Source organism: Massilia hydrophila, assembly GCF_020208145.1.
Lineage (GTDB): Bacteria > Pseudomonadota > Gammaproteobacteria > Burkholderiales > Burkholderiaceae_D > Telluria > Telluria hydrophila.
This window is the reverse complement of sequence record NZ_JAHYBX010000001.1, coordinates 141,896-154,352: the sequence shown is the minus strand read 5'-3', so window position 1 is coordinate 154,352 and position 12,457 is coordinate 141,896. Positions and strand designations below refer to the sequence as shown.

Genomic DNA, 12,457 nt, shown 5'->3' with positions numbered 1-12,457 from the left:
CCGACACTCATGTATAGTATTTGCAACATGAAAAACACAAGACTATCTCGGGCGCTCTGCAAGATCGTTGGCGACGTGATCCAGACCACTGGGGGTCATCCAGCTTTGGATGCTCTTTTCGCATCTTCAGGCGCACCTGGTGAACCGCCTGCATTGGCCCATCATTCAAAATGGAAGGAATGGCTTTTCAGGACCGGTCAAGACCCGGCAGTCGATAGCCTGCAAGTCCTCGGTAATGTGCTTGAAGAATATATGGACACCCGGCCTACCGATGCAGCCGACCAAGCGCAGTGGAACGAGAATAAGCTACGAATTGAAGCTGCGTTGGCGGAGGATGGGCTGCGCTACTTTCGGCTTGGCAGGGTGCTCCCGGTAGGCCAGGCCACCAGTACCCAAGACGATGGTCAGATCGCTGCTCGACTTGTTCCTGCCAAGCCTGACAGCGTAGATGAAGTTATTTTGGTGGTTATTCAGGGGCTGCGTCGCGCCATGCATCCATTGACCTACCGGCGGAAAGGCGCAGAACAACTTCGCTTTGCCAACGAATATGACGTACAAGATTTGCTGCATGCCTTGCTGCGACCTTGGGTTCAAGACGTTAGACCTGAAGAATACACTCCAAGCTACGCCGGCAAGAGCACCCGAATGGACTTCCTTTTGCCCGCCCATGAGCTGGTGATTGAGACAAAATGCGTGCGCGACAGGCAGCATGCAAAAGGTGTTGGCGATGAGCTTATACTCGACATCGCCCACTACGCGGCGCATCCCACCTGTAAAAAGCTGTGGTGTGTAGTCTATGACCCGGAACACCTTTTTATGAATCCCGAGAGTCTGAAGGACCTAGAAGGGAAACACAAAAAGGGCAATCGGGGTATCGACGTGCGCGTCTTCGTCGTTCATAAGTAAAGACGTAGTATGTTAGCTATCGCTTCCTGAGCCGTGCAACATGACTAAGCGTCCAGACAAGTCTTCCTCAGATGGTCGGGCATTTATTCTCTTCCGCCCACGTTGTACAGGAGAGCTGGCAGTTGCGAAAGAGGTTCTACGGCTGCATAGAACCTCCTCAGTGAAGCAGCTAAGTGGCCTCAACTTTCGCAGCACCACGGTGCGCCCACGAGTACATCAACGGCAACAAGAGCAGGGTCAAGACCGTCGAGGACAGCACGCCGCCAATAACTACAGTTGCCAAGGGCCGCTGTACCTCAGCGCCAGTTCCAGTCGCGATGGCCATCGGTACGAATCCAAGAGATGCAACGAGTGCCGTCATCAAGACCGGGCGCAGCCTAGTTACTGCCCCTTCAAACACCGCCTCGATCAGCGTACGTCCTTCATCCCGCAGATTGCGAATGAAGGCAATCATCACCAGGCCATTCAACACCGCAACGCCTGATAGCGCAATAAAGCCGACGGCTGCAGAAATCGACATCGGTATGTCGCGCAGCCAAAGGGCGAAGATGCCGCCAGTAAGCGCAAACGGTATGCCCGTGAAGACCAGCAGACCGTCCTTCACATTGTTAAACATGACGAACAGCAGGGCAAAGACCAGGATCAGCGACGCCGGTATAACAACCTGCAGCCGCTTGGCCGCCGCCTGCAAATTCTCGAACTGCCCGCCCCAGGTCGTCCAGTAACCGGTCGGCACTTTCACATCGGCCTGGATACGCTGCTGCGCTTCGGCTACGAACGAACCGATGTCACGGCCACGGACGTTGGCCGTGACGACAACGCGACGCTTGCCCTGCTCGCGGCTCATCTGGTTAGGACCAGGCGCCATCTCGAATGACGCGATTTCACCGAGCGTGATGAAGTGCTGCGCCCCCTCCCCCGCCGGGGCCGGCAGTGGAACGGGTAGCCGCTTCAGGGCGTCGATATCGCTGCGCACTGCCTCGGGCAGTCGGACCACAATGTCAAAACGCCGATCTCCCTCGAACAGCGTGCCTGCCTCACGGCCGGCCGTTGCCGTCGCAATCGTTTCCTGGACGTCGGCAATGTTCAGGCCCATCCGCGCTGCCCGTTCCCGGTCAACCTGGATCTGGAGCATCGGCAGACCGGTGGTCTGCTCGACCGCGACTTCGCTGGCACCCGGCACCTTTTCGAGCACCTCGCCAATGCGGGCAGCGGTTTCGTTGAGTGTAGCGAGATCATCCCCAAACACCTTCACTGCAACGTCACTGCGCACGCCGGAGATGAGTTCGTTGACCCTGAGCTGGATCGGCTGGCTGAACTCGTAGCTGTTGCCCGGCAAGGTTTCGACGGTCTCCTGAATTGCAGCAAGCAGCTCGTCGCGTGTTCTTTTCGGCTTTGGCCATTCGCTTTCGGGCTTGAGCATGATGTAGCCGTCCGCGACGTTCGGCGGCATGGGATCGGACGCGACCTCCGCCGTACCGATCCTAGCGAATACTCGCGCGATTTCCGGGAACTTCTTGATCAAGGTAGTCTCGATCTGCTGCTGCATCTTGACAGACTGCGTCAGGCTCGTCCCGGGCACCCGCACCGTCAGGACTGCGAAGTCGCCCTCGTTCATGTTGGGCACGAATTCCGTTCCCAGCCTGGTCGCAAGCAGTGCCGAAAGGGCGAGCATGATGCCTGCAAAGGCCAGGGCAACCGGCTTGTTCGCCATGACGTAGCGAAGGGCTGGCTCGTAATAGCGCCGGGCCGTGTGCATCAGGCGGCTTTCCTTCTCCTCGACGTGTTTGTTCATGAACAGGGCGACGGCTGCCGGAACGAAGGTGACTGACATGATCATTGCGCCCAGCAGGGCGATGACCACCGTGAACGCCATTGGATGGAACATCTTCCCCTCTACCCCGGTGAGAACAAAGATCGGGAGATAGACGATCATGATGATCAGCTGGCCAAACAGCAGCGGACGCTTGGCTTCCTGCGCGGCGAGGAAGACCTCCTCGAGACGTTCCTGCAGGGTCAGGGTGCGGCCGTGGTGCGCCTGCGCGTGGGCGAGGCGCCGGACGCAGTTCTCGACGATGACGACCGCGCCGTCTACGATGATGCCAAAGTCGAGCGCACCCAGGCTGAGCAGGTTTGCGCTGACGTTGTTGCTTACCATGCCGGAAAACGTGAACAGCATCGAGAGCGGAATGACCATCGCGGTCAGGAGCGCCGCACGTATATTCCCTAGGAACAGGAACAGCACCGCAATCACCAGCACGGCCCCTTCAAGCAGGTTCTTCTTGACCGTGTTGATCGCCTTTTCGACCAGCACGGTACGGTCGTACACCGTAACCGCCTTGACCCCGGGCGGCAGCGTCCGATTGATCTCGGCCATCTTCTTGTCGACCGCGGTAGAAACCGCCCGGCTGTTCTCGCCAATCAGCATGAAGACTGTCCCGAGTACGACTTCCTGCCCGTTCTCGGTGGCTGCACCCGTGCGCAGCTCGCGGCCAATCGACACCTCTGCCACGTCGCGCACCCGTACCGGTGTGCCTTTGATATTCGACACGACGATGTTTCCGATGTCGGCAATCGATCCCACCTGACCAGGCGCGCGGATCAGGTACTGTTCCCCTGCCCGCTCGATATAGCCGGCGCCGACGTTGCTGTTGTTGCGTTCCAGCGCAGTGACGACATTCGCAAGGCTCAAGCCGTACGACGACAGGATGTTAGGATTGGGCGCGACCAGAAACTCCTTGTTGAAGCCCCCGATGGAATTGATCTCCGTGACACCGGGCACATTGCGCAGCTGCGGTTTGATGATCCAGTCCTGGACTTCGCGCAGGTCGGTCGGCGTATAGGGCGAGCCATCCGGCTTCTTCGCTCCTGGGACCGTCTCGACAGTCCAGGAATAGATTTCGCTCAAGCCCGTGGCAATCGGCCCCATTTCCGGCACGGCGCCGCTTGGAAGGTCTTCGCGCGCGTCCTGCAGCCGCTGGCTGACCAGCTGGCGGGCGAAATGGATGTCGGTGCCGTCCTTGAAGACGACGGTCACCTGCGACAGGCCATAGCGCGACAGCGAGCGGAACGACTCGAGTTGCGGCAATCCGGACATTAGCGACTCGATCGGGAAGGTGATGCGCTGCTCCGTCTCGAGCGGAGAAAACCCCGGCGCGGCCGTATTGATCTGTACCTGGACGTTGGTCACGTCCGGCACGGCATCGATGGGTAGCCGCTGGTAGTTGTAGATACCGGCCACCGCCATGGCCAGGACGAGGAACATCACAAGCCAGCGGTGGGCGATGGAAGCACGAATAATTCGGTCAAACATGGTCGTGTCTCCCTGTTAATGCTCGTGCTCGGCGTCGCCCTTGGCTTGCTCGGCCTTGATGGCGAAGCTGCCGGCGCCGGCGTACTGCTCGCCGGGTTTCATGCCGCTGACGATCTCGACCAGGCGCCCGTCCGAGCGTCCGACCGACACGGGCTGGGCCATGAAACCCTCCCCCACGCGTTTGAACACGACCTGGCGACCCTCGACCGTCTGAAGCGCCTCTCTGGTAACGGCCACGGGTACCTCCGCTGAACCCGTGACGATATCCACGTTCACGAAGAGTCCCGGCCGCCAGGCGGTTTTCGGATTGTCCAGAATGACCCGGGCCTTGGCCGAACGCGACTCTTGGCCGATCAGGCTGCTGACGAAACTCACCTTGCCTGGCGCCGTGGTGTCCGAGGCTACCGAGCGGATGACCGCTTCGGTACCTACACGAACGATTTCCAGGTCCTTGGCCGGCACGACGACATCAGCCCATACGGTCGACAGGTCCGAAATGGTGAAGATGCGCGTGTCGGCGCCAGCAACTTCGCCTAAGGCTACGTGCTTTTCCACGATCGTCCCGCTGAACGGTGCGCGTACCTGCAGGCGGTTGCTTGTCCCCGAGCTACCGCCTTGGCTGCCGAGTGCGGCCAGCTTCTGGCGAGCGCCCTGCAGGGCGATCTCGGCTTCGCGCAGGTCGCTTTCCGCCTTAAGGTAGTCCTGGCGAGCGGAAATCTTCTCCTCCCAAAGCGACTTTTCCGATGCGTACACGCTACGCGCGTAGGCGACGCGCTTTTCGGCCGTAGCCAGGTCCGCACGCTGGTCGGCGATCTCGGCACTGGCGATGACAACAAGGACATCGCCTTTCCTGACGTTCTGGCCCAGCGTCGCGGCAACTTGCTCCACCGCGCCAGGTGCACGCGCGGTGACGTGGGCGGTGCGATCCTCGTTCAGCGCAATCTGGCCGGGCATCCGGATGAAGGTGTCGAGATGCGCCGCGGCCGCGGTCTGCATCGTGATGCCGGCGAGCTTGATCTGGTCGTCGGTGAAACGGATGACGCCTTCGGCTTCGTGCTTTTCGGCGGCATGTTCGTCGCCCTTGCCCTCTTCGGCAGCGCCTTTGGTTTCGTTGTGATCGTCCTTTTCGCCATGCTCGGCGGCTTCGCTCTGCCCGGCCTGTTCCGCGCCGCCACTGCGGCTCTTGAACAGGACGAACCCGCCGAACACAATGGCCAGGGCCACCATGATCGCGATGACCTGCAACTGATTCTTCTTCATTATTGCTCCTGTGCCTGGGTGGTTCCGGTGAGCGGGCCTGTCGCGCCGACGAGTCGATCGATCTCGGCGGATGCCCGGTAGCTCTCCGCCACCGCCAGCAGATATTGGTTTTTCGATTGGAACAGGGTGCGCTGCGCGTCAAGCACTTCAAGGAAGCTGAATTTGCCAAGCTCGAATCCGCGGCTGGCGGCCTGATAGGTACTCTCGGCCCCGGGCAGCACGTCCGTTGCGATCAAGGCCACTTCCTCGAGAGCTGCGGACATACGGGCATGGGCGTCATACAGCTCGGCGCGAAGGCGCAGTGATTCGGCGTCCAGCTCGTTGCGGGCCTTGTCGGTCCGGCGCAAGGATTCGAGCAGGCTTCCCTGGTTACGGTTGAACAATGGCAAGGGGACCGACAACCCGACCACAGTCTGCCTGCGGCCATCCTCCCGTTTGGTGCCCAGGGCGACTGTTACATCCGGCATGCGTCGGGAACGCTCGACGTCGACCGCGGCCTGGCGTTGCTCGACCAGTGCACGCGCACGCGATAGGCCTGGCGCTCGCTCCAGCTGAGCGAGCAATTCAGGCAACGCCGTCAGACGCGGCAGCGCGATGGGGTCCGGGTTGGCAATGTCGATGTTGCGCGGATCTGCACCCACCATTGCTGCGAGCTTGCCCTTGGCGCGTACCAGTTCTCGCTTGGCCTGCACTGCCTCAATGCGCACGCTTGCCTGCGCCACCCTGGCCCGCGTCTCCTCGACCGGCGACACCTTGCCTGCGAGGACACGCTTACCCGCCACGTCGGTTGCCTTCGCGGCGATGGACGCGATCTCGCCGGCCAGGCGGCTGCGCTCCATGGCTGCGACCACTTCGTAGAAGGCTGCGATAGTTTCGCCTCGCACGCGCGCGCGTATGGCGCTGACGTCCTGGGAGGCTACATGCTGCTCGCGCTCAGCCGCACGTATGCGTGCGGCACGTTTGCCGCCGAGTTCGAGTGGAATGTTCAGCTGCACCGTTGATGTACGACCCGGCTCATCAAAACCCTCGCGCAGCAGTTCAAGTTCCGGATTGGGAAACGAGCCTGCCTGCTTCACTGCTCCGGCCTGGGCGGCCACTTCGTTAAGTGCGGCACGGATCTCGGGATGCACCCGCATCGCACGCTCCACGGCTGCATCTACAGTCAGTGCTATTGTCGTGTTTTGCTGCGATTCAGCCGTAACAGCAGGTCGCAGCTGGGCTTGCGCGAGGATCGGCGTGCAGACCGCCCCCGCTATCGCAAGCGATAGAATTGCTCTCTTCATTTGGCTCTCCGAACAAGGTCTCTATTCGGCGGCCACGCCCCCGTACCGCCCTTGATGTCGGTCGTTACGGGTGTGGGCGAATCCGCCGTCTCAGGCGAGTACCTGCCAGTCGGGCCGGGGAATCAAGTCGGGGATATAAGAGGCATAGCGGGGACCGTCATACCGGGGATGGACGGTCAAGCCGGGCTGCGCTAACGTGGAATTGGCGGCGAAAATCGCGCTGGTCGGGACGTGATGGCAATAGTCGCAGTCGGTGTCGACCTGGATTTTCTTTGCCTTATGTTTGCCGTCGTCCTTGGTTTCGTCGTGCTTGTGCACGTGATGGCCGAAGTGAGGGGCAGCCGCTTCCTCATGCGCGCAGTAGGCTCCCGCAATCGCCCAGGAAAACTGGAGCGGCAGGAGCACGAGCAGGAAAATCAGGAATAAGCGTTTCATTAGTTTTTTTGACGCAGCAGCCGCAGGCCATTGAAGACGACAAGCAGGCTCGCGCCCATGTCGGCAAACACAGCCATCCACAGTGTAGCCGATCCCGCAATAGCCAGCAGGAGGAACACCACCTTGATCGCCAGCGCAGCAAAAATGTTCTGCTTGAGGATGCTGCTCACCTGCTTGCTGAGGCGGATGAATTGAGGGATCTTGCGCAAGTCGTCATCCATCAGTGCGACGTCGGCCGTCTCGATGGCGGTACCGGTACCTGCCGCGCCCATCGCGAAGCCGATATTCGCCTTGGCCAGTGCAGGGGCATCGTTGATCCCGTCCCCGACCATGCCGACGACCCCATGCCGGGCGATCTCTTCGTCGACCGCTGCGAGCTTGTCCTCCGGTAGCATGTTGCCGCGCGCGTCGTCGATGCCAACCTGGCGTGCAATGGCCGACGCGGTCACTGCGTTGTCGCCCGTGAGCATGACGGTGCGAACGCCAAGCCTGTGAAGCTGGGTGATCGCCTCGCGGCTTGTTTCACGAATGGTATCGGCCACACCAATGATCAACAGCGGCGCTGTCTCGTCACATAACACCACTGCGGTCTTGCCTTCGCCTTCGAGTTTCGCGAGCACCGCCTCGGTTGCGTCATTGCAGATGCCTAGCTCCTCCACTAGCCGATGGTTACCCAGGTAGTACCACTTCCCGTCGATTTTTCCTTTCGTGCCCCGGCCGGTCAGCGCCTCAAAGTCCGTCACCGCCGACACCGATGTGGCGCCTGCCTGGCCCGACCAATGGCGGCTCACCGCGGTCGATACTGGATGGTCCGAGCGGTCTGCAAGCGATGCGGCCAGTTGCAGCAGGCTGCCTGCATCTCCTCGCAACGGTGATACATCGGTCACAACCGGCTTGCCCTGGGTGATGGTGCCGGTCTTGTCCAGAGCCAGCGAGCGCACTTTGCCACCCTGCTCAAGATAGACGCCTCCCTTGATCAGGATTCCCATCCTGGCTGCGGCGGCGAGGCCACTGACAACCGTCACCGGCGTGGAGATCACGAGCGCGCAGGGACAGGCAATCACGAGCAGTACAAGCGCCTTGTAAATCCATGGCATCCACTGCGCTCCCAACACTAGCGGCGGAAAGATGGCGACCGCAAGTGCCAATGCGAACACGATCGGCGTATAGACCTTGGAGAACTTGTCGACGAAACGCTGGGTAGGTGCGCGGCTACCTTGGGCCTCTTCGACGGCGCGGATGATGCGCGAGAGCGTCGAATTGCTGTGGACGGCTGTGACACGGTATTCAAAGGACCCGGTTTCGTTGACCGTGCCGGCGAACACCATGTCCCCTACCGATTTCGACACCGGGATGCTTTCACCTGTGATCGAGGCCTGGTTCACGGCAGACTGCCCGGCCGTCAGCGCACCGTCCAAGGCGATCCTTTCACCAGGTCCGACGCGTGCGATAGCGCCGATCGCAACGCTTGCCGCTTCACGTTCCGCCCACGAGCCGCCTTCTAGGCGTACCTCCACGGTATCCGGTGTCAGGGCAACCAGGCCCTGGATCGCATTTCGTGCCCTGTCGAGCGAGCGCGCCTCGATCAGCTCGGCGAGCGCGAACAGGACCATGACCATCGCGGCTTCCGGCCATTGGCCGATCAGCACCGCGCCGGTCACCGCAATCGACATCAAGGCATTGATGTTGAGGTTGCGGTTCTTAATGGCTATCCAGCCCTTTTTATAGACCCCCAGGCCCGAAACGGCGATGGCGGCCACTGCCAGGAGAATGACTGGCACCGAATTCTCCACCCCGGTGCTCCATGCGATGACCTCGGCGGCGACCGCCGCGGCCAAACCGAGCAGAAGGCCGATGTACTGCTTTTTCTGGGTCGGCGCCGACACCTGCGCGGCGTGCTGGCCCGGCACGTTTGCGACTGCCGTCCCCTCCATGCCGATCGACCTTAGTGCTTCTTCGATCTGGGAGACAGGACCGCTGTGCCAGACGGCCAGGCGCCGCTGCATCAAATTGAACTCCAGCTTGTCGACCTGGGATACGCTCGCGAGCTTGCTGCGAATGAGTGCCTCTTCGGTTGGGCAGCACATGTTCTCGATGCTGAACACGATATGTGCCGCATCTTCCCCGGCGTCACTGCCCCCTTCGACGACCGGCTCCATGCCGACGGACCGAATGGCGGTAATGATCGGAGCTGGGTCGGGAAGACTGTGCGACACCCGCAATTTCCGCTGGACGAGATTGAAGTCCAGCTGGGTGACGCCCGCCACCCGGCCCAGCGCCTGGCGCAGCAGTCCTTCTTCGGTCGGACAGTCCATCTGCGCAATACTCAGTTCGAGTGCGCTTGCGTCGACACCTGGCTTCGCAGCTGCGGGCGTGCTCGCCGGCGACTTCGCGCAACAGGCCTTGCTCTGGCATTCCGACATGACGTTTCCTCTGCAAACTGTGTATAGTCTCCATTTGAAACCCTGTAGCTGGTGTAGGGTCAAGCGTTGATGAACGAAACAGGGCAATCCTTATGAAAATCGGCGAACTCGCGGAGCGATCCGGGTGCCAAGTGGAGACCATTAGGTATTACGAGCGGGTTGGTCTACTCATGCCGCCTGAGCGCGCGATGAATAACTACCGGACGTACAACGAGCGGCACAGCGAACGCCTGTTATTCATACGTCATTGCCGGGCACTGGACATGACCCTGGACGAAATTCGGACCTTGCTGGACTTCCGGGACGATCCACAGGGTGAATGTGCAGGAGTGAACGAGCTTCTCGATAAACATATCGGCCACGTCGTCGAGCGGATTCAATCGCTGACAGCTTTGGAGGTGCAGCTACGTGAGCTAAGAGGCCGCTGTGTAGTGGCTGATACAGCAAGCTCATGCGCAATCTTGCATGCGCTTGGGACTGAAGCGTGTGAGGTTGTAGTGCGTCGGGTTCACCGTTGAACTGCCAAACTTGGGCTAAGAGACTGACGCCTCAAGCTACTTCAACTTAGCCGGCACGTAGCCGGAAAAACCTTTGGCCGCTCGTGGCAGGTGATCTCCTAGAGCATCGCCTATCTGCGGACCTGACCGCCACGTTGCCGTCGACAACATCCACAAATATCCACGCAACATCCACATACGCGAAACTGCTGGAACCCGCATGCATAGTGACTCTTAGGAGTTTCGGGGATGAATATCCACATCAATCCAACAACAGGCATCTGAACGGTCATAGCTCCGGAATAGCCGAAAGAAAGGTGGGGGGTGGAGAAAGGTAGAAGATATATATATAAATCTCTTAGAACCTAGTATCCATGCGGGTTTCAGCCTTCTCCTCTTTTAAGAGAAGGCATGGAGAAAGCTGAAAAAAAAGCCGGCTTTACAAGTTAGTACTTACTTACAAAATGACCCTGTCTCAACCCTTCGTTCCTAGCCTTGATCACATGCACGCGCGCGACGGCCCGAGATGTAGCTTGGCGAAAAAATCACTGACTAGGTGTGTTAGTAGGTCTGCTGGCAGGGTGGGTAAGGTGCTGTGGTCGATCTATCAACAGGTCTTCTCGGTTACCCAACTCTTACCAAGTTGGGGGAGTCAACATTCGCACCGCAGTGTCGCCACACTTCGCGAGCTTTTCGATTTTGGCGGCTCTCACTTCGCTGTGCCCGTCTGCCGGTACAGCTCGCAGCTTTACGACAGCTTCATCGAAACGGCCCAACAACCGGAGTAGTTCTTCATACGCGCTGAATAGCACGCGTCGCGACGCCCTCACGACCTTCCTATGCATTCCATCTTCAGGGATGCATTTAGATCGCAAATTAACTTGTAGGATAATTCTTACACCAGGATGCCTGTATATAGGGTCGGGGGCATGTAGGAACCGTAGAGCCGGGTTACACAGCGGTTACACGGTGTACTATGAGCCGGAAAAATAAAAAGGGGTTACACGCTGATCGCTTGTAACCCCTTGATATTATTACTGAATTTTGGTGCCGCTGACCGGAATCGAACTGGTGACCTTCGCATTACGAATGCGCTGCTCTACCGACTGAGCTACAGCGGCGAAACCTGTACCACGCGCGGAAAGGCTGAAGGCCGACCGGCGAAGCACCGTATTCTAGCAAACAACTCGACAACTTAGCTAGTGTGTATCGTGCAACGCCGCGCGCTGCCTAGGTCTGGACCTATTGCTGGTGGTAGCCGGTCACCAGTTGCACTTCGCTCTTCGATCCCAGGAACACCGGCACGCGCTGGTGCAGCTTGGTCGGCTGGATGTCCATGATGCGGTTGCGGCCGTCGGTGGCCATGCCGCCGGCCTGCTCGACGATCATGGCCATCGGATTGGCCTCGTACATCAGGCGCAGCTTGCCCGGCGAGGACGGATCGCGCAGGTCGGCCGGATACATGAAGATGCCGCCGCGGTTCAGGATGCGGTGCACGTCGGCCACCATCGAAGCGATCCAGCGCATGTTGAAGTCCTTGCCGCGCGGGCCGGTACTGCCAGCCAGCATCTCGTCCACGTAGCGCTGCACCGGCGGGTGCCAGTGGCGTTTATTGGACATGTTGATCGCGAATTCCTTCGTGGTTTCCGGGATCTTCATGTCGCTCTGGGTCTGCACCCAGGAACCCATCTCGCGGTCGAGCGTGAAGCAGTGCACGCCGTTGCCGGTCGTGAGCACCAGCATGGTCTGCGGGCCGTACACCGCATAACCGGCAGCCACCTGCTGGGCGCCCGGCTGCAGGAAGTCCTGCTCGCTCGGTTCGACCATGCCTTCCGGCGCCTTCAGCACCGAGAAGATGGTACCGATCGACACGTTGACGTCGATGTTCGAAGAGCCGTCGAGCGGGTCGAACAGCAGCAGGAACTCGCCCTTCGGATAGCGGCTCGGGATCAGGCGGATGGTTTCCATCTCTTCCGATGCCATCGCGGCCAGGTGGCCGCCCCACTCGTTCGCTTCCAGCAGGATCTCGTTGGAGATCACGTCCAGCTTCTTCTGCACTTCGCCCTGGATGTTCTCGGTTTCGGCACTGCCCAGCACTTCGCCGAGCGCGCCCTTGCTGACCGAATAGCTGATGCGCTTGCAGGCGCGCGCCACGACCTCGATCAGGAGGCGCAGCTCGGCGTTGATGGTCTGGTGGAGGCGCTGTTCCTCGACCAGGTATTGCGTAAGACTGACGCGTTTCATGGACTTCCTTTGGTTTGGTTTCGAATCGGTTCTTGTATTTGTAGGGCGGGCTGGTTCCTGCCACGCGTTCATCAAGCGTATGCGCAGTGATACATG

The 12,457-nt window shown here is 59.9% G+C and carries 8 protein-coding genes and 1 tRNA gene; 2 read left to right on the top strand and 7 right to left on the bottom strand.

Going from position 1 to position 12,457, the window contains the following annotated elements:
• Window positions 1-27 precede the first annotated feature (27 nt).
• Entirely contained in the window at window positions 28-906 is an 879-nt protein-coding gene (locus LE190_RS00650; protein WP_225236912.1) for a PD-(D/E)XK nuclease domain-containing protein, read from the top strand.
• Between the two features lie 169 nt (window positions 907-1,075).
• Here the strand turns inward: LE190_RS00650 and LE190_RS00645 are convergent, their stop codons facing one another.
• The 5 genes from LE190_RS00645 to LE190_RS00625 form a co-directional block, all read right to left on the bottom strand.
• Window positions 1,076-4,219: an efflux RND transporter permease subunit gene (locus tag LE190_RS00645; protein WP_225236911.1), complete on the bottom strand. Its 3,144-nt coding sequence runs from the start codon at window positions 4,217-4,219 to the stop codon at window positions 1,076-1,078.
• Between the two features lie 15 nt (window positions 4,220-4,234).
• A complete protein-coding gene (locus LE190_RS00640) occupies window positions 4,235-5,479 on the bottom strand; it encodes an efflux RND transporter periplasmic adaptor subunit (protein WP_225236910.1) in 1,245 nt (414 codons plus the stop codon).
• Window positions 5,479-6,762: a TolC family protein gene (locus LE190_RS00635; protein WP_225236909.1), complete on the bottom strand. Its 1,284-nt coding sequence runs from the start codon at window positions 6,760-6,762 to the stop codon at window positions 5,479-5,481. Before LE190_RS00635 ends, LE190_RS00640 begins: the two co-directional genes overlap by 1 nt.
• Window positions 6,763-6,852: 90 nt before the next feature.
• On the bottom strand, window positions 6,853-7,197 hold the full coding sequence (czcI, locus tag LE190_RS00630; protein ID WP_225236908.1) for a cation efflux protein, CzcI family: 345 nt from the start codon (window positions 7,195-7,197) through the stop codon (window positions 6,853-6,855).
• Window positions 7,197-9,620, bottom strand: coding sequence for a heavy metal translocating P-type ATPase (locus LE190_RS00625; protein WP_225236907.1), 2,424 nt, complete (start codon window positions 9,618-9,620; stop codon window positions 7,197-7,199). Before LE190_RS00625 ends, czcI begins: the two co-directional genes overlap by 1 nt.
• Before the next feature lie 92 nt (window positions 9,621-9,712).
• On the opposite strand from LE190_RS00625, the gene cadR reads away from it, so the two are divergent.
• Window positions 9,713-10,138, top strand: coding sequence for a Cd(II)/Pb(II)-responsive transcriptional regulator (cadR, locus tag LE190_RS00620; protein ID WP_225236906.1), 426 nt, complete (start codon window positions 9,713-9,715; stop codon window positions 10,136-10,138).
• Window positions 10,139-11,162: 1,024 nt separating this feature from the next.
• Here the strand turns inward: cadR and LE190_RS00615 are convergent.
• A tRNA-Thr gene (locus LE190_RS00615) sits at window positions 11,163-11,238 on the bottom strand.
• Between the two features lie 121 nt (window positions 11,239-11,359).
• A complete protein-coding gene (locus LE190_RS00610) occupies window positions 11,360-12,361 on the bottom strand; it encodes a class 1 fructose-bisphosphatase (RefSeq protein ID WP_225236905.1) in 1,002 nt (333 codons plus the stop codon).
• Between the last annotated feature and the right edge of the window lie 96 nt (window positions 12,362-12,457).